We start from the raw sequence: 19,350 nt of genomic DNA on the forward strand, positions 1-19,350 counted from the left end.
GTCACTCGGACCGCTCCCCGCCTTCCCGCAGGACCGAGGCCCCCCGGTCCAGGGCCTCCAGGCGCTTGACCGCCGCCGCCACGCGCTCGTCGGCGGCGGTGAAGGCGACCCGCACGTGGCCGACGCCCGCGGGCCCGTAGAACTCTCCCGGTGCGACCAGGACTCCCTGCTCCGCCAGCAGCCGCACCGAACCCCACGCGTCGTGGTCGGGGTGGGCCGCCCACAGGTAGAGCCCCGCCTCCGAGTGCGTGATGTTCCACCCGGCGCGCTCCAGCGCGCCGCGCAGCAGGACGCGGCGGGCGGCGTAGCGCTCCTTCTGCTCGACGGCGTGCGCGTCGTCGTCCAGGGCCGCGCGCATGGCCGCCTGCACCGGCGCGGGGACGATCATCCCGGCGTGCTTGCGCACCGCGAGCAGCTCCCCGACCAGACCGGCGTCGCCCGCCACGAAGCCCGCCCGGTACCCGGCCAGGTTGGAGCGCTTGGACAGCGAGTGGACCGCGAGCAGGCCCTCGTGCGACCCCCCGCACACGTCGGGGTGCAGGATCGACAGCGGACGCGTGTCCCAGCCCAGGTCCAGGTAGCACTCGTCCGAGGCGACGACGACGCCCCGCTCGCGCGCCCACGAGACGACCTTGCGCAGGTGGTCCGCGCCGAGCACCCGGCCCGTCGGGTTCGCCGGGGAGTTGATCCACAGCAGTCCGGGCCGTGTCGGCCCGAGCTGGACCAGCCCGTCGGCGGCGACCGGGGTGGCGCCCGCCATCCGGATGCCGATGTCGTAGGTGGGGTAGGCCAGCTCCGGGTACACGACCGTGTCCCCGGCGCCGAGCCCGAGCAGGGTCGGCAGCCAGGCCACCAGCTCCTTGGAGCCGATGGTCGGCAGGACCGCCGCGGGGTCCACGCGCACCCCGTGGCGCCGCTCCAGCCAGCCGGCGGCGGACTCGCGCAGCTCCCGGGTGCCGTACGTCAGCGGGTAGCCGGGCGAGTCGGCCGCGGCCGCCAGCGCCGCGCGCAGGCGTTCGGGGACCGGGTCGACCGGGGTGCCCACGGACAGGTCGACGATGCCGTCCGGGTGCCGGGCCGCGGTCTCCTTGTACGGGGCCAGCCGGTCCCACGGGAAGACCGGCAGGCGTTCGGCCACAGGGCGTCGTTCGGCCATCGTCGGCCACTTCCCCTCGTCGCGTTGGTGTCCCGCCGCTTTCCGGTGGGGGAGGGGGGCGGGGGTTCCCTCCGCACCGGATCCGCCGGACGGGCGCGACCGGCCCGCTCACGGCCGCCGCGCCGCGGTGCGGCGGCCGGTGCGTGCTTCCCGGTTCCTATCCCTCGCCCTGGGGGGGCAGGGCGGAGACGAGCGGGTGGTCCTTGTCGACCTTGCCGAGCTTGGAGGCGCCCCCCGGCGAACCGAGGTCGTCGAAGAACTCGACGTTGGCCTTGTAGAAGCCGGACCACTCGCCGGGCAGGTCGTCCTCGTAGTAGATGGCCTCCACCGGGCACACCGGTTCGCAGGCGCCGCAGTCGACACACTCGTCCGGGTGGATGTAGAGCATGCGCTCGCCCTCGTAGATGCAGTCGACGGGGCATTCCTCGATGCACGCCTTGTCGAGCACATCGACGCACGGTTGCGCGATGACGTAGGTCACGTCGTACTCCTCCTCGGTCTCGCTCGCCACGGTGACCGCATATGTGGTTCGACTGTGTCGCATAGTCTGGCCGGACCGGCTCCCGAGGCGGGCATCCGGAGTACGGTGCGTTCTCGGGACCCGGGACTGGGTACCCGGAACAGAGCCGGCACCGCCCCGGGGTCCGGGAGCCGGACGGCCGGTGACACAGATATCGCTGTCTCTAGTATTGCGGTGCTCGGGACGGGAAACGCAATCGGGGGTGCGCGGAGTGGGGTACGTGGCGCGGTTGGCGCACTCTTTGGCCCCGCGGGACATCGGTCGGCGCGCCACCGTGCGCTTTCGACTTCCCGACGGCCGGTTCCGGGATATCGTCGGAGTGCTGGAGTCGTGGCGTGACGGTGTGCTGGTCCTGCGCCGCCGCGACGGCTCCGTGGCACAGGTCGACGAGGCCGACGTGGTCGCGAGCCGGATCGTGCCGCAGCAGCCTCCCCGGCGCCGCGGCTCACCGGAGTCATAACCGGTACTTTCCAGGGAAGTACTCCAGAAGCAGGAGGTGGCCAGCCCACACCATGCAGGAGACCGTCGCGTCCGCCCTCGCCCAACTCGCGCGCGTCGACCCGACCGCGGCGCAGACCGCCCAGAGCGCTCTGGACACCCTGGTCACCGGGAACGGGCTCGAGGCGCTCACCCAGCGCGCGGTCCAGGAGTTCTGCTGGCACGTGCTGCCCGTCCGGTTCGCCGCCGACTCCAGCGAGTGGAACTTCGTCGCCGAGTCGCTGGGCTCCCTGTTCCGCCTGCTCGACCTCCCGCGCTACGCCGAGATCTGCGTGTCCCAGCGCACCACCGAGGTGCTCGTCGCCTACTCGGTCTCGCACGAGAACGGGGTCGCGGCCTACGAGCGCAACATGCGCTCGTCCGGGATCGACCCGCCCGACCTGCCCGAGCTCACCTGGGGCACCGCGCTGGGCCGCGCCGAGATCGAGGCGCACCACGCCACCTCCGCGGCCCTGGAACTCGCCATCGCCGCGGGTGAGGTCCGTCCGGGCACCCGGGGCTGGCGCGCGGCCCAGGAGGAGCGGGCCAGGACCTTCCTCACCCAGCCCGACCCCCAGGGGCACAGCCGCCTGGACAGGATCCGGCAGGAGAGGGTCGCCGAGTGGCTGTCCTCCCGCTCCCATCCGCACCGCGCGCACCTGCTTCCGCTGCGCGGGCAGATCGTGTCCGGAGCGGAGATCCCGCACGACGCCCCCAAGGCGCTCGCCCCGGTGCAGCGGCTGCTCGACTACGCCGACGAGGGCATCGGCCTGACCCAGATCGGCTACATCTCCCCCACCGTGGTGCGCGATCTGTGCGCGGAGTTCGACTGGGCGACCACGCCCTCCCCGCCGCGCAGCGAGACCGATGTCATGCAGATCATCGCCCTGCACAAACTGCTGCGCAACATGCGCGCGGTGCGCCGCTCCGGCCGGAGGCTGGTGCTGACCCGGCGGGGCCGGCAACTGCACGACAGCATCGACGACCTGTGGCGGGCCGTCACCGAGAGCGTGCTGGTCACCAACGGTTTCGAGCAGGCGGCCACCGAGACGCTGCTGGGTCTGCTCCTGCTGCGCTCCCCGCGCTCGGAGGTGACCCCGAGCCGGGACGAGGACGTGGACATCGCCGAGGAGGCCCGCGTGGTGCTGAGCAAGGCCGGGTGGGAGCACGACACGACGGGCGACATCCCGCAGACCTCCCATGTCCGGTCGGTGCTGATCACGGTCGTCTGGCTGCTGGAGACCCTGGGCTGCGTGGGCGGCCGGGACCTGCTCGGCGAGGGACGCTCAAAACGGCTGACCAAGGTGGGCCGGGCGTTCGCGCTGACCGCCATCCACGTGTCCGCGACGACCCCGTCCGCGTCGATCTGAGCGGCGGGTCCCGGCCCCATGCGCTCGGGTCCGGGGAACCCCATAGCCTGGCAGTAGTCCTCCCCGAGGGCGGATCCACGAACTTCGCGAGCAGCGGGAGCAGCATGTCCACGTCCGAGTCGGCAGCGCAGGAGAACGCGACCGGCGAGCCCGGGCCGGTGGTACCGGCGGAACCGGGTTCCTCGGCCGAAGCCGCACCCAGCAGGCTGGACTTCGCGCCCAGCCCGGTGTTCGTCCTGCTCGTCGGGGTGACCGCGATGGCCGGATGGCTGTCGTGGACCCGCGGGGAGGCCGCCGTGTTCGGGCCGGACACCGCGTACGCTCCGTTCGTGTTCATCCTGGGCGGCTGGATCGTCTGCCTGACCCTGCACCAGTACGCGCGCTCGGCGGCGGCCTACCGCCTCGGGGACCGCGCGCTCCGCGGCACGGGCTACCTTCGGCTCAACCCCTTCGCCTTCCGCGAGCTGGCCGCCGGCCTGCTGCTCCCGGTGGCGTTCGCGCTGGTCGGCCTGTTCGGCCTGAACGGCCCGGCCGCGCACCTGGACCGCGCCGCCGTTCCCGGACGCGGACGCCGCGCCCTGGTCGCGCTGGCCGGACTGCCGGTGAACGCGGTGCTGGCCGCCGCGCTGGCCGCCGCGGTGTTCTGGCTCGTCCCGGCCGGCTCCACCACGAACAACTGGTTCATCGTGTCGCTGATGTTCCTGTGCTTCCTGAACGTCAGCGCGGCCCTGCTCAACCTGCTCCCGGTCCCCGGCACCGACGCCTTCGACGCGATCGCGGCGGGCCTCGGCCGCTGGTTCCCCGGCCGCAACGCCGGGATCTTCGGCACGGTGGCGGTCTTCGCCCTGGTGTGGTGCCCCCCGGTCAACGCCGTCTTCCTCGACGCGGTGTTCGCCCTGTTCACCCTGGTCGGCGTGAACGAGCTCTACCTCAGCTGGGGACAGGCGATGCTGCGGCCCTTCCAGTAGGGCCCGGTCGGGGCGGCCGCCGCCCCCTCCCGTGTCCCCACCCCGGTGGTCTTGACCTTTCCGGGGTCTCGATCACCTCCGAGACCCCGGAAAGGTCAAGACCACCGGGGTGACCGCCGCAGGCCGGACACTAGGGAGTGCCCCGGGGACGCGTCCGGGCGGTAGCGGGGTCGGGTGTGAGCACGGCGCCCATGACCACGGCCGCCACTCCGCCGTACAGGAACAGGTAGTTGGTCGGGGCCGACGTCATCAGCACGTCGCCGCCGTAGGAGACCCCGATCAACGCGAAGCTCGACGCGATCCAGCCCAGCGCGAACGCCCCCGGCCCCCACTTGGCGCCGGTGCTCCAGCCGAGGGCCCGGGAGCCCGCGAACAGCGTGGCCAGGACCAGCAGCGTGGTGACCACGGCCAGTCCCTGGCCGACCGCTCCGACCAGCCAGAGCCAGGACAACCAGCTCGCCGACAGCCCCACCGCGCCCCCCGCGACGAGGCCCAGCAGTGTCAGGAACACGCCGTTCAGCACGGCCAGCGCGGTGCCCAGCCGGTGGTCGAGGACGTCGGTGTCCACCGGGGCGGGGGGTCCCGCCGCAGGATGGGCCGGGTCGGGTGTGGGAGTGCGCACGTCTCGCAGCGTAGCGCCCGGTCGGGGCGCGTCGGGGCGTCAGGCGAACAGGTCGGTCTCGTAGCCCTCGGGCCCGCGCCGGGGGACGGGGCCGCGCAGCAGGGTGAAGTACTCCACCGCGTCGATCTCCTGGGCGATGTCGTTGGAGAGCGCGAACAGTCCTCCCGCCACGGTGATCTGGGTGGCGTGCGCGCGCATCGCCAGGAGTTTGGCGGCCCACTGGCCGGATGCGTCGACGCGGGTGGTCACCAGCTCGTCGGGGGTGCCGGGGGTGATGTCCGCGATGGAGGCGGGCGGGGTGAAGGGCCCGGGGTCGGTCCGCAGCCGCGCCACGGACTCCGCCAGGACCGCGCGGGGGTGCGCGACCGCGTACAGCTTGCGGGTCTGCCAGGGCGAACCGGGCAGAGCGCGTTCGGCCGCCTTGCCGAACGCCCGCTTCGCCACGCGGTGCGCCTGGATGTGGTCGGGGTGGCCGTAGCCGCCGTTGTCGTCGTAGCTGACGACGACCTCGGGGCGGACCTCGCGGATGATCATCGCGAGTTCGTGCGCGGCGGTCTCCAGGTCGGCCTGCCAGAAGCACGCGGGGTCGTCGTTGGCGGGGGCGCCCATCATGCCGGAGTCGCGGTAGCGCCCCGCGCCGCCGAGGAAGCGGTGGTCGCGCACCCCCAGGGCCTGGCACGCCTTGGCCAGCTCCTTCACCCGGTACTCGCCCAGCCCGCCCTCGCGGTCGCCCGCCAGATGCGCCAGCTCCTCCGGGATGACCTCGCCCTCCTCACCGAGGGTGCAGGTCACAAGGGTCACCTCGGCGCCCTCGGCCGCGTATTTCGCCATGGTCGCGCCGGTGACGATGGTCTCGTCGTCGGGATGCGCGTGCACCAGCAGCAGGCGGCGGTCTCTCATACCGGGGACGATACCCGCACCGTCCCGCGCTCGGCGCCGCGAAACCCCGCCCCGTAACGGGTCCGCACCCCCTTCCGGTGGATCGGCTGCCAGAATCGGACCATGACCTTCCCACGTCAACAAGCCCGCACCCAGCGCTTCACGATCGGGGTCCCCCGGGCGTTCCAGATCTCCCCGGACGGCCGGTACGTGGCGTTCCTTCGCGGACGGCACGGCACCGACTCCGCCACCTGCCTGTGGACGCTGGAGGTGGACGGCGGCCGGGAGCGGGTGGTCGCCGACCCCCGCACGATCGGGGACACCGGCGCCGACCTGCCGCCCGAGGAACGGGCCCGGCGCGAGCGGCTGCGCGAGGCCGGCAGCGGGATCGTCTCCTACAGCGTCGACGAGTCGTTCACCCGGGCGGTCTTCACCCTGTCCGGCAGGCTCTACCACGTCGGCCTGGGAGACGACGACGGCGCGCCCCGCGAACTGCCCGCGGTCGGACCGGTCGTCGACCCGGTCATCTCCCCCGGGGGCGACTCGGTGGCCTACGTCAGCGGTGGCGCGATCCACGTCATCGCGGTCGGCGACGGCGCCGACCGGATCGTGGCCGAACCGGACGGCGAGAACGTCACCTGGGGCCTTGCCGAGTTCATCGCCGCCGAGGAGATGGGCCGGTACCGGGGCATGTGGTGGTCACCGGACGGCGCCTGGCTGCTGGCCGCCCGGGTGGACGACTCCGCGGTGTCGCGCTGGCACATCAGCGACCCGGGCGACCCCGCTGCCGCCGCGCAGGCCATCGCCTACCCGGCCGCCGGAACGGACAACGCCGAGGTCCGGCTGGCCGCGCTCGCGGTGGACGGGGGCGCCGACGCGGGCAGGCCCGAACCGGTCTGGCTGGAATGGGACCGGGAGGAGCTGCCCTACCTGGTCACCGCGGGCTGGACGAACGGCCGCGACGGCGTCCCGACGGTGGCCTTCAGCGCACAGAGCCGCTCCCAGCACAAGGTGCGGGTGTTCACCGGGGACCCGGTCACCGGCCTGGTCCTGGACATCTGGACGGAGAGCTCGTGGACCTGGGTGGAGAACATGCCGGGCGTCCCGGCGTTCGACTCCTCCGGGGAGCTGCTGTGCATCGGCCTCCACCGGGAGCACGAGCGCATGCTGTACTTCGGCAGCCAGACCGTGAGCGTTCCCGGGCAGTACGTGCGGGCCCTGCTGGACGTGGACGGGCCCCGGATCCTGTACTCGGCCTCCCCGCCCGACGCCCCCGGCGACGTGCGGCTGTGGATGTACGACCGCGAGGAGCTCGTCCACCGGGAGGTGCGGTTCCCCGACGCGGACGCCTCCGGGGTGCACTCGGCCCGGCTGCGCGGCGGCACCCTGGTCATGCAGCGCCGGGACCTGTCCCGGCCGGGGGTGCGCACGGTGGTGCTGCGCGACGTGAGCGCCGAGGCGAAGTCGCCGGTCGTCGAGGTCGCCAGCTTCGCGGAGGCCCCCGAGCTCCCCGAGGTGAACGTGCGGATCCGGCGGCTGGGGGAGCGCGGCATCCCCGCCGCCCTGGTGCTGCCGTCCTGGTACTCCCCCGACTCCGAGCCGCTGCCGGTGCTGGTGGACCCCTACGGCGGTCCGCACGCCCAGCGGGTGCTCAACGCGCAGGGCGCCTACCTGACCTCGCAGTGGTTCGCCGAGCAGGGATTCGCGGTGCTGGTCGCGGACGGGCGCGGCACTCCGGGGATCAGCCTGGAGTGGGAGGAGGCGATCCACCGCAACGTGTCGGAGGTGGTTCTGGCCGACCAGGTGGAGGCGCTGCGGGCCGCGCCCGAGGCGTTCGGGGTCCGGCTGGACCTGACCAGGGTGGGCATCCGCGGCTGGTCGTTCGGCGGCTACCTGGCCGCGCTCGCGGTGCTGCGCAGGCCCGACGTCTTCCACGCGGCGGTGGCGGGCGCGCCGGTCACCGACTGGCGGCTGTACGACACCCACTACACCGAGCGCTACCTGGGCCATCCGGGCACCGAGGCCGACGGGTACGTCAGGGACTCGCTGCTGTCCGACGCGTCCGGGCTGTCGCGCCCGCTGATGCTGATCCACGGCCTGGCCGACGACAACGTGGTCTTCGCGCACACCCAGCGGCTGTCCTCGGCGCTGCTCGCGGCGGGGCGGCCGCACACGGTGCTGCCGCTGTCGGGGGCGACGCACATGCCCACCGACGAGGCCGTCTCGGAGAACCTGCTGCTGCTCCAGGTCGCGTTCCTCCGCGACGCTCTGGAGTTGGCGCCGCGGCGGGAGCACCAGGGGTGAGGCTCCTCGCGCGGCTGCCAGGAACGTGTTGCTGATCGGGCACCCAGCACCGGGTTCCGTCGCTGAACACGTTTCACCCGCGTAACGGGGAAGGTCGCGGGGCGGCCTTCCCCGCCCGCTGTCCGAACACAAAAACAGCTACTTTTCTGAGTCGGACAAGCACACTCGGTAGCCGAAAGCCGACTCGATCTGGCCTCATCCGGCCAGTCGCCAGACCTTGCCAAACATTGACAAAGTTTTGGGAATCCTGACCGAGTGGCCAAACGCAGCCCCTCGCTTCGCTTTTCGCGTCAGCACCCGAGCGAGGGGGAACACCCCGGAACAGTCACCACAAGATCAATTCGACACAACGGGACTTTCCTCTCCGTGACCGACCTGTTGCGAACTGTCGCCCATGACTTATGGTTTCAAATCGTTTACCGAATGCCCGGTAAACGGGGGTCGGCGTCCGAATCCCACAAGGAGGGACGCCGGCCAAGGAAGGACGCGCTGGGTCCCCGTTCGCCAGCGTGTCGTTCCGCCCTGGTTCCCCCAACCCAGAAAGGGCAGGGTCATGAAGCGATCCTCCGTATTCCGTGCCTTGGGCGGCACGATCCTGACAGCAGGCCTGGTGATCACCGCCGCGCCATTCGCCTCGGCGGCCCCCGTCCACACGGAGACCACCCCCACCGCGGCCGAGGCCGGGGACCAGCTGAGCGCGCTCAAGCGCGACCTCGGCCTGTCCACCGCCGAGGTCGAGGAGCTCCAGGCCGCTGAGGCCGAGGCGATGGACGTCGAGGAAGGGCTGCGCGAGACCCTCGGCTCCGACTTCGGCGGCGCCCACTTCGACATCGACAGCGGCGAGCTCACCGTCTCGGTGACCGACGCCGCCGCCGTGTCGACCGTCGAGGCCGCCGGCGCCAACGCCGAGGTCGTGGACTTCGGCGAACCGGCCCTGGACGCCATCGTCGAGGACCTCAACACGGTCGCGGAGGAGGCCGACGACTCCGTCACCGGCTGGTACGTGGACACCGCCGACGACTCGGTCGTCATCACCGTCCTCGAGGGCGACACCGAGGCCGCCGAGGCCCTGGTCGCGGAGGCCGACGTCGACGGCAAGGCCGTGCGCGTCGAGGAGACCACCGAGCAGCCCAAGCTGCTCGCCAACGTCATCGGCGGCAACGCCTACTACTTCGGCGGCTACCGGTGCTCCGTCGGGTTCTCGGTCCGCCACAGCAGCGGGCCGGGCTTCGCCACGGCCGGGCACTGCGGCGACGTGGGCACCCGGACCACCAGCCCCACCGGGACCATCGCCGGGTCCTACTTCCCCGGCCGCGACATGGGGTGGGTGCGCATCACCAGCGCCGACACCGTCACCCCGCTGGTCAACCGCTACAACGGCAGCTACATCACCGTCACCGGTTCGTCGGAGGCCGCCAACGGCTCCTCCGTCTGCCGCTCGGGTTCCACCACCGGCTGGCACTGCGGCACCATCCAGTCCAAGAACCAGACCGTGAACTACGCCGAGGGCTCGGTCGCCGGGCTGACCCGCACCACCGCCTGCGCCGAGGGCGGCGACTCCGGCGGCTCCTGGCTGACCGGCACCCAGGCCCAGGGCGTGACCTCGGGCGGATCGGGCAACTGCACCTGGGGCGGCACCACCTACTTCCAGCCGATCAACCCGCTGCTGTCCTACTTCAACCTCACTCTCGTCACCGGCTGACCCCCCGCCGTTGACACCGAACCGGTCGGCGCCCCCATCCCCCGCGCCGACCGGTTCCCCCGTGCCCGGACCGCCCTGGCCCCAGGTTCCCTCCAGGGCCTTCCTGGCCGGGGGAGGGACCCGGCGGCCCGGCGGGGCCCCACTAGGCTGACCGCATGCGTTCTCTGTGGGCCCTCCTCGCCGACGCGGCCGTGGTGCTGCTGTTCGTCCTGATCGGACGCTCCAGCCACGACGAGGGCAACGCGCTGCTCGGCGTCGCCGCCACCCTGTGGCCGTTCGCCGCGGCGCTGGCCCTGGGCTGGCTGGCCACCAGGGCGTGGCGGGCCCCCGCCGCGCCGGTGCGCACCGGGCTCGGGCTGTGGGCCGTCACCGTCATCGGGGCGATGGCGCTGCGGGCCGTCTCCGGCGCGGGAACGGCCGTGTCGTTCATCGTCGTCACGACGCTGTTCCTGGGCGCCGGGCTCCTCGGCTGGCGCGCGGTGGCGTCCTGGGTCCTGTCCCGCCGGGCTGGGTCCGCCGCGCGCTAGCGTCCCCGCGCCCCCGGCACCGCGCTTGGGGAACCGTCCCCGCCACGCGCGAGGTCCTGGCCGCGGCCCGCGGACGCGGCATTGACCGCACTCGCGCCCCGAACCGCACCCCGAAGACGTCCTGTCGACGGCTGATACTGGAAACACCCCGAAAGCCGCGACGAAGGACTCCTCCATGCCCCACCCTCCCACCGGGCTCTACGAGAAGCTGCTGACCAACCGGCTCGAACAGCGCGTGGAGGAACTGGAGGCCGAGGGCTGGCGGGTGGTGCGCAAGCAGGTTGGCGAGCACTCCTCACCACGCGTCCTGGCCCGGCACATCGCGGACCGGGTGGAGCGGGCCCTCGACGGTCTTCCACTCGACGACCAGGTCGCGGTCGCCAACCAGATCCTCGGCGCCCTCTCCACCCTGGACGGGACCAAGGACCTTCTCGAACGGGTGGCGGACGGTCCGCGCGAGCTCCTCGCGCTCGCCTCCGCCGACGACTCCACCGACTACACCCGGCGGCCCGCCACCCCGCTGTCCGAGGCAGCGCTGATCACCAACTCCCCCGAGGACCCGAGCCTGGGTTCGGAACTGCGCCACGAGCTGGCCACCGCCGACCGGATCGACCTGCTGTGCGCGTTCGTCAAGTGGCACGGCCTGCGCTGGTTGGAGCGGCCGCTCAAGGCCGCCCGGGAACGCGGCGCGCCCATCCGGGTCATCACCACCACGTACATGGGTGCCACCGAGCGTCGCGCCCTGGACCGGCTGGTCTCCGAGTTCGAGGCCGAGGTCAAGGTCAACTACGAGACCCGGTCCACCCGGCTCCACGCCAAGGCGTGGCTGTTCCGACGCGGCACCGGCTACCACACCGCCTATGTCGGCAGTTCCAACCTGTCCAGAGCCGCGCTCCTGGACGGCCTCGAATGGAACGTCCGGTTGTCCTCGGTGGCCACTCCAGCGGTGCTGAGGAAGTTCCAGGCCACCTTCGACTCCTACTGGAGCGAGCCCGCCTTCGAGGACTACGACCCCGCCGCCGACGCCCAGCGGCTCGACGAGGCCCTCATCGCGGCGGGCGGCGGTCCCGGAACCGGTCGCGTGGTCACCTTGTCGGGACTGGAAGTCCGCCCCTTCCCGCACCAGAGAGACATGCTGGAACGCCTTGAGGTCGAGCGCCGCGTCCACGGCCGTCACCGCAACCTCCTGGTCGCCGCGACCGGAACCGGGAAGACCGTCATGGCGGCCCTGGACTACAAACGGCTGCGTCCGCGACACGGCTCCGACCACACCCTGCTGTTCGTCGCGCACCGCAAGGAGATCCTGGAGCAGGCCCGGCGCACCTACCAGGAGGTCCTCGACGACGCGGGTTTCGGCGAACTCTTCGTCGGCGGCGCGAAGCCCCGCGCGTGGAAGCACGTGTTCGCGAGTGTCCAGGCCCTCAGCACCTCGTCCTTCCCGCCCTTCGCCCCCGACCACTTCGACGTGGTCGTGATCGACGAGTTCCACCACGCCTCGGCCGACAGTTACCGGGCCCTCATCGACCGCGTCCGGCCGAAGGAGCTCCTGGGACTCACCGCCACCCCCGAGCGCATGGACGGGACCGACGTCCAGGACGAGTTCTTCGACGGGCGCATCGCCGCGGAGATGCGCCTGTGGGAGGCCCTGGACAACGATCTGCTGAGTCCGTTCCACTACTTCGGTATCGCCGACGGCACGGACATGAGCGCGGTGGCCTGGAAGCGCGGCGGCTACGACCGGGACGAGCTGAGCAACCTGCTCACCGGTGACGACGCCCGCGCCCGCCTGGTGGTCAAAGCCGTGCGGGACAAGATCGCCGACCCGGGCGCCATGCGCGCTCTCGGATTCTGCGTGTCCGTCGAACACGCCGAGTTCATGGCCGGTTTCTTCGAGGAGGCCGGGATAACCGCCAGAGCCCTCTGCGGCAGGAGCACACCGGGGGAGCGCGAGACCGTACTCGCCGGGCTCCGCGCGGGCACCGTCCAGGTGGTCTTCTCCGTCGACCTGTTCAACGAGGGGCTCGACATCCCCGACGTGGACACCCTGCTGCTGCTCCGCCCCACATCCAGCGCCACCGTCTTCCTCCAGCAGCTCGGCCGGGGTCTACGGCGCACCGAAGGCAAGGCGGTGCTGACCGTTCTCGACTTCATCGGCCGGCACCACAAGAAGTTCCGGTTCGAGAACCAGTTCCGGGCTCTGACCGACCTCAACCGCAAACGCCTGCTCGACGGCATCGAGCAGGACTTCCCCCGGCTGCCCTCGGGGTGCCAGATCGTCCTGGAGCCCAAGGCCAAGGAGACGGTGCTGGCCGGCATCAAGAGCCAGCTCAACGTCACCGTCACCCGGTTGGCAAAGGAGGTGGACTCCCACAAGGAGCCGCGCCTCAGCGGTTACCTGGCCGCGAGCGGCCGCGACATCACCGACGTCTACCGCGCGAAGCGCTCCTGGACGGATCTGCTGCGGCGCGCGGGGCTGCTCTCCGGTCCCGTTCCCGAGGGCGAGGCCGGACTCCTGAGGCGGATGCCCGCGTTCCTGCACGCCGACGATCCCGAGCGGATCAACGTGTACACCCGGATTCTGGCGGACGACGCCCCCGCGTACGAGGCATTGGACGAGCGAGGCCGAGCGTTCGTCCGGATGCTCTTCTTCTCGCTGTGGCCGACGGGAAACGGCTTCCCGACCTACCAGCAAGGACTGGACCTCCTCGGAGCCCACTCCGCCGTCCGCGACGAAATGCGCCAGATCCTGGCCTATGGCCTGGCGCGCACCGAGCGCGTCCCCGTCCCGCTGTCCGGCACCTCCCCCGCGATCCCGTTGTCCGTGCACGCCTCGTACAGCCGCGAGGAGATCCTCCCCGCCCTCGGGCAGAGCGGGCTCGGCGGCAACGCCCTGCCCGGGACCTTCCGCGAAGGCGTCAAGTGGTGCGCGGACATCGCGACCGACGCCCTGTTCGTCACCCTGGACAAGGACGAGAAGGACTTCTCGCCCCAGACCCGCTACAGGGACTACGCACTGAACGAGCGCCTCTTCCACTGGGAGTCGCAGAACCAGACGTCGGAGTCCTCCCCCACCGGCATGCGCTACCAACACCACAGGGAGCGGGGAAGCAGCGTCCTGCTGTTCGTCCGCCGCTACAAGACCACCGACATCGGCACCGCCCAGCCCTGGATGCTCCTGGGGCCCGCCGACTACGTCAGCCATGAGGGGAGCAGGCCCATGGGGGTCGTCTGGCGCCTGCGCCACGCGATGCCCGCGGACATGTGGACGTACTCGGCGATCGCGACGGGGTAGCCGTCCGGCACCGGCCGCACGCCGAACCGCCTCTCTGAGTCAGGACATCACGGCCGCCCGGTCCGGACAGGCGACGTGGCCACCGAGCGGCTCCGGAGCCGCACTCGCGTTCCCCGATGAGGCCGACCGCTTCCAGGTCGTCTGCGCACCTCCTGGGGGCCAGTCAGCGCCGGACCTCGGCCATCGGCGCCCCGCTCGGCGCCACCGCGTGGAACAGGCCGCGCAGGATCAGCCGCGCGCCCGAACGCCAGTGCTCGGCGTCGTTTTATCGAGACTTTTTCTCCGACTTCGAGATGGATTTTCGGCAACACCCATACTCGTTTCGGACATTCCAGAGAAGTACACTCCCCGAGAATACGTAAGCCACAACACGTCACAGACCCACACTGGCGATATCCTCTTCAACTGAAGCTATCGGCAGATCAGACAACAGCTTCCGAACTTCCTCCGGAGCGAGCCGATGGTAACCGTAGATTTCTGCACCGAAGTCATCAGAACGCCGATGAGTCACGCGGATATACTCCTCATTGTCAGTGAATACTTCATCACCCGCATGGGGGCCAGTGTGTTCATACCAGCGAGTTGACTCAGGAAGCGCGATCCCATACTCCGAAATCAGGCTTATCAGATTCCCGGCCGCACTAGGGAAGTCAATACCGGGCTGAAATTCGAAGCGTTCGTCGAGGACTTCACTCAGGACAACAACCGCCTCCCCGCCTATTAGGATATAGACGCGCCCCAGACAGACGTTGTCGTGTTCGTAGAAACCTTTCCATCGCACAGCGGTGACTATCCGCCTGGTTCCGTCGGGGAGATCCTCGATGCGAGGCGTAGAGTTCACTTCACTCACCAGTCCACTCCTTCATTTCCGGATCTGCCGGACTCACCAGGTCCCATCACATGCTCGCCAATCCAGAACCGGTCCTGACCCAGGAGCATGGCGGCTTTCGGGCGAGCAGAGACCATAACCGCGATAATCTCGGAACGCCATTCAGGTTCAGACGGCATTCACCATCGAACCGAGCACACGAGGAACTCTCCACCAGGAGACTCTCACAAACCCGAAACGACTACCCGATCATTCCCTCCCTCCCAAGACGATCGACGGCAGCGGGGTAGCCCCTCGGGATTCTCTTCCTTTCCTCCGGAGACAAGAAGACGAGCCGCCTGAGCTCCTCGTCGTACGGGTGGGAATCTGCGGCGATCCTCTTCCCGCTCTCCGCGTAGAAGCGGCGTTCTCCGCGCTCAAGGACTACCGACCGAATAAGCCGCTCCCTCTCCTCGATACGGAACACCCACAGGCCCGCAGCACGGCATCCCCGACGGCGGGGGCCCGGAACCCCCTGCATGTAGGGCTTCGCGGCCGGAAGCGGTCGAGGGGGCGCCCTGTCGCCGCTCCCTCCCGCGCCTCTATGATCGTGCGGCCGGGGAGTCGGAAGCGGTCTGGTGGAGGAAGCAAGCGTGGACCTGGTCGGGCAGCTCGTCACCATCGCGGCGGTGCTCCTGGGGGCGGTGACGACCTACATCACCAACCACCTGATGGAGCGGAACAAGCACAAGCTGGGGCTCCGCACCCGGTGGGACGAGAAGAAGCTCGACGCCTACGCCGACTACGTGGGCAAGATCCGCTCCTCCGGCTACGCCGCCGTGCTGCTCTACGAGGTGCGGGAGGGGATGCGGACGCTTCCCCGGACCGAACAGGACCTGGCCGAGGGGCTGACCGATGCCGTCGGCGACCAGTCGCTCGCCTTCGAGCGGGTGATGCTGCTGGCCGGCGACGCGGTGATCGACGCCGCCCACGGCGTTCAGGAGGCGATGGCCGCGATCACCTGGCAGGCGCGCGGTACCACCGAGGGCACGTTGGAGGAGTGGCGGGCCCTGCACACGAAACTGTTCACGGCGATCAACCGCTTCCACGAGCGCGCGCGGGCGGACCTCGGCGTGAGCGGGGCCTTCCTGGGCGACCAGCACTCCGCCCGGGGCCTGCTCCTGCCCGAGAACCGGGGGAAGGACGGCAGCATCACCTCGTGACGCCCGGCGCCTCCCTGTTCAGGCCGCGCCGAACCGCCAGCCGTCCAGGGCCGCGAGCGAGCGCGCCCGCGCCTCGACCACGGCCATCCGGGCGTTCCACTCGCTCTCGGCGGTGTGCTCGGGTTGGCTGGTGGCCTGCCCCGGCCACTTGCGGTACAGCAGCCCGGCCTCGGCGGTGAACCATCCCCCGCTGACGGCGTCGAGCGCCATGAGCAGGCCCGTGTCCTCGGACGCGGGCAGCGCCATCCACCCGCCCAGGGCCAGCAGCAGCTCCCGCCGGACGAACAGCGTGGCCGGGTGGACCGGGGAGCGGAAGCCGTGCGCCTTCCAGTGCTCCAGCACGGCGCCCCGCTCGATCGGCCCCTCGGGCGGGTCGTCGAAGCCGACGGTGGAGCCGTCGGGGAGGAGGTCCAGCGCCCGGGACGCGGCCCAGCCGATGTCGGGGTTCCCGGCTAGGGCCCGCAGGTCCCTGGCGAGCACTCCGGGGGTCAGCACGTCGTCCGAGTCGAGGATCTTCACGAACCGCCCGGTCGCGCGGGAGAGGGCCAGGGTGCGCGCCACACCGGCGGACCCGGCGCGCCCCTGCGCGAAGGAGACCCTCGGGTCGTCCGGCACGTACGGCGCGACCGCGTCCGTCACGCCGTCCTCCTGGACCACCCACCGCCACTCCCAGCCTTCGGGGAGGTCCTGTTCGAGGAGGGACTTGTAGGCGTCCGGCAGGTGCCCGGCCCCCGGCGCGTGAACCGCCGTGACGACGGAGATGAACTCGGTCATGGCTACCCTCTGCCCAGCGGGGCCTGATGGCCCCCTCGATGACCGTGACACTAGCGCTCTCCGGGGCGGGCCCGGAAGGACTCCGCCGCCAAGACCAGCGGTGGAACGCGGAACAGTGGGGCGACCGGCTCGTGCTGAAGGACCGTTCTAGCTTGGGGCCATGACGAAATACGCGTGGATGTACCGTCTCGGCCTCACTCCGTGGGAGCGCTACGGCGCCGCGGGCGGGGCACAGCTCGGCTCCCTGCTCGACCGGGAGGCGGAAGAGCGCCCGTCCGGCCCCGGGCGGGCGTTGGACATCGGTTGCGGACGCGGGCAGTTCACCCCCGAACCGGCCCGGCGCGGGTGGGAGACGGTGGGCGTCGACATCGTGCCGGAGGCCGTCGAGGCCGCCCGGCGCAAGGGACCGGCGGAGGTCACCTACGTCGTGGGTGACGCGACCGGCCTCGAATCGGCCGGCCTGGGAACGTTCGACCTCTTCCTCGACATCGGCTGCTTCCAGGGCCTCGACACGGACCAGCGGGTCGCGGAGGGGCGGGGCGTGACGGCGCTCGCCGCGCGAGGGGCCACTCTGCTGCTGCTCGCCTTCGGGCCGTCGCGGTACCGGCGGCTTGTCGAGGGCGTCTCGCAGGCGGAGGTCGAGGCCGCGTTCCCGGGGTGGGAGCTCCTCTCGGCCGAGGACGCGGACACCGCCGGCCTGGGGTGGCCGATGAACCAGACCTCGCCGAAGTGGTACCGGTTCCGCCGCGCCGCCGAGTGACGCGGTCCCGGAGGACGGGCTAGACACCGACGGCCATCATGACAGTGGCCACGAGGGCGGCGGGGGTCAGGACCGCGAGGGCCTGGAGGACGATCGCCGCTCGGGACGGCGGTCTGCGGGGGCGGGCGTGACGGGGGACGTAGTCGCGGTTGCGGGCCATAAGGGGCGTCCTTTCCGGGCGTGGGACCGGAGGCGCGGGGGCGCGGCCGTGCGGGGCCGCGCCCCCGTCCTTCCTCCGGGCTGGTCTAGGTGAGGGGGCTGGCCAGCAGGAGGGTGTTGCGGATGCGGCGGGCCATGTCACGGGTGCGCTCGGCGGGAAGGTTGCGGGTGAGTTCGGGCGCGACCGTGCCGAACTTGTAGGTCTCCTCGGGCCACAGCAGCCACCACCAGGGGCGCCGGGTGTGCGGGTCGGGTCGCAGCACCGCGCGCTGGAAGGCACTGGTGTGCGACCCGTCGCGGATCGCCATCTCCACCGGCACGACCGCGTCCACGGTCAGCACCGACGCGTCGACGCGCGCGTCCAGGCCCAGGACCTGGAGTTCACCCGCCAGCGCATAGAGGGGCTGGAGTTCGGGACCGTGCAACACGGCCTCGACCTCGGGGGTTCGGGACATAGGGGGTCACCACCCTGCGTAGGGGTCGACCGCGACTTGGAGCGATCAACCGCTTACAAACAGAGTAAACTCTAACCGTTAGAATTCAAGTCGGTTAGAGAAAAATCGGTCAGAAAGTTGCTCAACAGCTACTAGTACGGTTCGTAGCTCAAGGGTGGTAAGGATGGTGAAGCCCTCTGCCGAAGAGAGGAAACCCAAGCGATGACTGAGCCCCGGCGCAGCCCCACCGTTCGCCGGAAGCGCTTGAGCACCGAGCTGAAGCGCCGCCGGGAAGCCGCTGGCAAGACAGCGGAACGAGCCGCCACTGATCTGGGCTGGAGCCGCGCCAAGATCACGTTCATCGAAACGAACCGGTGGACCAAACCCAGCAGCGACGATGTCGCCGATCTACTTGACCTGTACGGGACTCCTGCTGACGAGAAGGCAGCGCTACTCGCTCTGGTGCGTGACGCACGCAAGAAGGGATGGTGGGCGAAGTATTCCGATGTCCTCGGCGAAGGCTCTTACACCGGCCTCGAAGCAGAGGCATCCCTACTCCGTTCCTATGACGGACTCTTGGTTCCGGGGTTGCTCCAGACCCCGGCCTACGCGGAAGCCGTGATGCTCCGAGAGGGAATCAGCGACGAATCCGAACTGCGGCGGCGGTTGGAAGCCAGGACCGTACGGCAGACGTCGTTGAGCGGAGAAGACCGCCTCACTCTGCACGCCCTCATTGACGAGGCTGCTCTCCAGCGGCTCGTGGGAGGCCCTGATGTCATGCGCGAACAGCTGAACAAGGTGGTAGAAGCCAACTCACAGGCGAACATCGAGATCCGGGTAATACCGAACAGTGCGGGTGCTCACTCCGCTATGACCGGCCAGTTCGTCATCCTCGACTTCCCCGAAGCAGGAGACGCGCCCGTCGTTTTCATCGAAACCGGGCACAGTGGCCTCTTCCTCGAAGAACCCGAGGAAATACGTACTTATACGATGATGTACGACAACGTTCGCAGCTTGGCACTCACCCCGTCGAAGTCGAACGAACTGATCGCCACAATCATCGACTCCCTGGAGCAGTGATGGAGACTCCGCTGAACTGGAAGAAGAGCAGCTACAGCAGCGGAAGAGGCGAAAACTGCGTCGAGGTCGCTCTGCCCTGGCACAAGAGCAGTTACAGCCAAGGCGACAGTGAAAACTGCGTTGAAGTCGCCTCTTACTCCCTCTGTACCGCCGTTCGGGACTCCAAGCACCCCGGGGCCGGACACCTGGCCTTCTCCGCCTCCGAGTGGGCGGCCTTTGTCGCCGGACTCAAGCACACCCCCTGAGAGGCGGAGAGGGACGCCCCCCGTCGGGGGCGCCCCTCAGTGGTTCTGCG

20 protein-coding genes are annotated in these 19,350 nt (G+C 70.5%); 11 read left to right on the forward strand and 9 right to left on the reverse strand.

What is annotated here, in order from left to right:
• Window position 1: 1 nt before the first annotated feature.
• Window positions 2-1,156, reverse strand: coding sequence for a succinyldiaminopimelate transaminase (dapC, locus tag EV190_RS00380; RefSeq protein WP_133739393.1), 1,155 nt, complete (start codon window positions 1,154-1,156; stop codon window positions 2-4).
• Between the two features lie 157 nt (window positions 1,157-1,313).
• Entirely contained in the window at window positions 1,314-1,637 is a 324-nt protein-coding gene (fdxA, locus tag EV190_RS00385) for a ferredoxin (protein WP_133740076.1), read from the reverse strand.
• Window positions 1,638-1,887: 250 nt separating this feature from the next.
• Between fdxA and EV190_RS00390 the strand changes: the two genes are divergently transcribed.
• The 3 genes from EV190_RS00390 (at window position 1,888) to EV190_RS00400 (ending at window position 4,491) form a co-directional block, all read left to right on the forward strand.
• Entirely contained in the window at window positions 1,888-2,136 is a 249-nt protein-coding gene (locus tag EV190_RS00390; protein ID WP_133739394.1) for a putative acetyltransferase, read from the forward strand.
• 52 nt (window positions 2,137-2,188) lie between these two features.
• A complete protein-coding gene (locus EV190_RS00395; protein WP_133739395.1) occupies window positions 2,189-3,523 on the forward strand; it encodes a hypothetical protein in 1,335 nt (444 codons plus the stop codon).
• Between the two features lie 104 nt (window positions 3,524-3,627).
• Complete coding sequence (locus tag EV190_RS00400) at window positions 3,628-4,491, forward strand: site-2 protease family protein (protein WP_133739396.1); 864 nt, start codon at window positions 3,628-3,630, stop codon at window positions 4,489-4,491.
• 130 nt (window positions 4,492-4,621) lie between these two features.
• Here EV190_RS00400 and EV190_RS00405 read toward each other — a convergent pair whose 3' ends face one another.
• Both EV190_RS00405 and mshB read right to left on the reverse strand, forming a co-directional pair.
• On the reverse strand, window positions 4,622-5,113 hold the full coding sequence (locus EV190_RS00405) for a hypothetical protein (protein ID WP_133739397.1): 492 nt from the start codon (window positions 5,111-5,113) through the stop codon (window positions 4,622-4,624).
• A gap of 39 nt (window positions 5,114-5,152) precedes the next feature.
• Window positions 5,153-6,013 carry an N-acetyl-1-D-myo-inositol-2-amino-2-deoxy-alpha-D-glucopyranoside deacetylase gene (gene mshB / locus EV190_RS00410; RefSeq protein WP_133739398.1) on the reverse strand — a complete coding sequence of 287 codons (861 nt, stop codon included), beginning with the start codon at window positions 6,011-6,013 and terminating at the stop codon, window positions 5,153-5,155.
• Window positions 6,014-6,115: 102 nt separating this feature from the next.
• On the opposite strand from mshB, the gene EV190_RS00415 reads away from it, so the two are divergent.
• The 4 genes from EV190_RS00415 to EV190_RS00430 all read left to right on the forward strand — a co-directional run bounded on the left by EV190_RS00415 (window position 6,116) and on the right by EV190_RS00430 (window position 13,817).
• Complete coding sequence (locus tag EV190_RS00415; protein ID WP_133739399.1) at window positions 6,116-8,296, forward strand: S9 family peptidase; 2,181 nt, start codon at window positions 6,116-6,118, stop codon at window positions 8,294-8,296.
• A gap of 553 nt (window positions 8,297-8,849) precedes the next feature.
• A complete protein-coding gene (locus EV190_RS00420; RefSeq protein ID WP_133739400.1) occupies window positions 8,850-9,998 on the forward strand; it encodes a S1 family peptidase in 1,149 nt (382 codons plus the stop codon).
• Window positions 9,999-10,153: 155 nt separating this feature from the next.
• Entirely contained in the window at window positions 10,154-10,525 is a 372-nt protein-coding gene (locus EV190_RS00425) for a DUF3054 domain-containing protein (protein WP_133739401.1), read from the forward strand.
• A gap of 175 nt (window positions 10,526-10,700) precedes the next feature.
• Entirely contained in the window at window positions 10,701-13,817 is a 3,117-nt protein-coding gene (locus EV190_RS00430) for a DUF3427 domain-containing protein (protein ID WP_133739402.1), read from the forward strand.
• 373 nt (window positions 13,818-14,190) lie between these two features.
• Here the strand turns inward: EV190_RS00430 and EV190_RS00440 are convergent, their stop codons facing one another.
• Together EV190_RS00440 and EV190_RS00445 are read right to left on the reverse strand one after the other, a co-directional pair.
• Complete coding sequence (locus EV190_RS00440; protein WP_133739403.1) at window positions 14,191-14,667, reverse strand: hypothetical protein; 477 nt, start codon at window positions 14,665-14,667, stop codon at window positions 14,191-14,193.
• A 220-nt stretch (window positions 14,668-14,887) separates the two neighbouring features.
• Window positions 14,888-15,112: a hypothetical protein gene (locus EV190_RS00445; RefSeq protein ID WP_133739404.1), complete on the reverse strand. Its 225-nt coding sequence runs from the start codon at window positions 15,110-15,112 to the stop codon at window positions 14,888-14,890.
• 151 nt (window positions 15,113-15,263) lie between these two features.
• Between EV190_RS00445 and EV190_RS00450 the strand changes: the two genes are divergently transcribed.
• The gene (locus tag EV190_RS00450) at window positions 15,264-15,848 is read left to right on the forward strand and encodes a hypothetical protein (protein ID WP_208112973.1); all 585 of its coding nucleotides are present in this window, start codon (window positions 15,264-15,266) and stop codon (window positions 15,846-15,848) included.
• An 18-nt stretch (window positions 15,849-15,866) separates the two neighbouring features.
• Here EV190_RS00450 and EV190_RS00455 read toward each other — a convergent pair whose 3' ends face one another.
• The gene (locus EV190_RS00455) at window positions 15,867-16,622 is read right to left on the reverse strand and encodes a glycosyltransferase family 2 protein (protein ID WP_133739405.1); all 756 of its coding nucleotides are present in this window, start codon (window positions 16,620-16,622) and stop codon (window positions 15,867-15,869) included.
• Window positions 16,623-16,782: 160 nt separating this feature from the next.
• Here EV190_RS00455 and EV190_RS00460 point away from each other — a divergent pair, with 160 nt between their 5' ends.
• The gene (locus EV190_RS00460; protein WP_243742247.1) at window positions 16,783-17,382 is read left to right on the forward strand and encodes a class I SAM-dependent methyltransferase; all 600 of its coding nucleotides are present in this window, start codon (window positions 16,783-16,785) and stop codon (window positions 17,380-17,382) included.
• A gap of 19 nt (window positions 17,383-17,401) precedes the next feature.
• Here the strand turns inward: EV190_RS00460 and EV190_RS23210 are convergent, their stop codons facing one another.
• Both EV190_RS23210 and EV190_RS00465 read right to left on the reverse strand, forming a co-directional pair.
• The gene (locus EV190_RS23210; protein WP_166655344.1) at window positions 17,402-17,542 is read right to left on the reverse strand and encodes a hypothetical protein; all 141 of its coding nucleotides are present in this window, start codon (window positions 17,540-17,542) and stop codon (window positions 17,402-17,404) included.
• Window positions 17,543-17,627: 85 nt separating this feature from the next.
• Window positions 17,628-17,996, reverse strand: coding sequence for a hypothetical protein (locus tag EV190_RS00465; RefSeq protein WP_133739406.1), 369 nt, complete (start codon window positions 17,994-17,996; stop codon window positions 17,628-17,630).
• Window positions 17,997-18,239: 243 nt separating this feature from the next.
• Between EV190_RS00465 and EV190_RS00470 the strand changes: the two genes are divergently transcribed.
• Both EV190_RS00470 and EV190_RS00475 read left to right on the forward strand, forming a co-directional pair.
• Window positions 18,240-19,055: a helix-turn-helix domain-containing protein gene (locus EV190_RS00470; protein WP_243742248.1), complete on the forward strand. Its 816-nt coding sequence runs from the start codon at window positions 18,240-18,242 to the stop codon at window positions 19,053-19,055.
• Window positions 19,055-19,300 carry a DUF397 domain-containing protein gene (locus tag EV190_RS00475; RefSeq protein WP_133739408.1) on the forward strand — a complete coding sequence of 82 codons (246 nt, stop codon included), beginning with the start codon at window positions 19,055-19,057 and terminating at the stop codon, window positions 19,298-19,300. The genes EV190_RS00470 and EV190_RS00475 overlap by 1 nt, the downstream gene beginning before the upstream one ends.
• Window positions 19,301-19,350 lie beyond the last annotated feature (50 nt).

Origin of the sequence: Actinorugispora endophytica (genome assembly GCF_004363075.1) — a bacterium.
GTDB lineage: Bacteria > Actinomycetota > Actinomycetes > Streptosporangiales > Streptosporangiaceae > Actinorugispora > Actinorugispora endophytica.

Bases quoted from the DNA above. Each gene is read 5' to 3' on its own strand.
- dapC (WP_133739393.1), bottom strand. From the start codon at position 1,156: ATGGCCGAACGACGCCCTGTGGCCGAACGCCTGCCGGTCTTCCCGTGG.
- EV190_RS00395 (WP_133739395.1), top strand. From the start codon at position 2,189: ATGCAGGAGACCGTCGCGTCCGCCCTCGCCCAACTCGCGCGCGTCGAC.
- EV190_RS00400 (WP_133739396.1), top strand. From the start codon at position 3,628: ATGTCCACGTCCGAGTCGGCAGCGCAGGAGAACGCGACCGGCGAGCCC.
- mshB (WP_133739398.1), bottom strand. From the start codon at position 6,013: ATGAGAGACCGCCGCCTGCTGCTGGTGCACGCGCATCCCGACGACGAG.
- EV190_RS00415 (WP_133739399.1), top strand. From the start codon at position 6,116: ATGACCTTCCCACGTCAACAAGCCCGCACCCAGCGCTTCACGATCGGG.
- EV190_RS00420 (WP_133739400.1), top strand. From the start codon at position 8,850: ATGAAGCGATCCTCCGTATTCCGTGCCTTGGGCGGCACGATCCTGACA.
- EV190_RS00425 (WP_133739401.1), top strand. From the start codon at position 10,154: ATGCGTTCTCTGTGGGCCCTCCTCGCCGACGCGGCCGTGGTGCTGCTG.
- EV190_RS00430 (WP_133739402.1), top strand. From the start codon at position 10,701: ATGCCCCACCCTCCCACCGGGCTCTACGAGAAGCTGCTGACCAACCGG.
- EV190_RS00455 (WP_133739405.1), bottom strand. From the start codon at position 16,622: ATGACCGAGTTCATCTCCGTCGTCACGGCGGTTCACGCGCCGGGGGCC.
- EV190_RS00460 (WP_243742247.1), top strand. From the start codon at position 16,783: ATGACGAAATACGCGTGGATGTACCGTCTCGGCCTCACTCCGTGGGAG.
- EV190_RS23210 (WP_166655344.1), bottom strand. From the start codon at position 17,542: ATGGCCCGCAACCGCGACTACGTCCCCCGTCACGCCCGCCCCCGCAGA.
- EV190_RS00465 (WP_133739406.1), bottom strand. From the start codon at position 17,996: ATGTCCCGAACCCCCGAGGTCGAGGCCGTGTTGCACGGTCCCGAACTC.
- EV190_RS00475 (WP_133739408.1), top strand. From the start codon at position 19,055: ATGGAGACTCCGCTGAACTGGAAGAAGAGCAGCTACAGCAGCGGAAGA.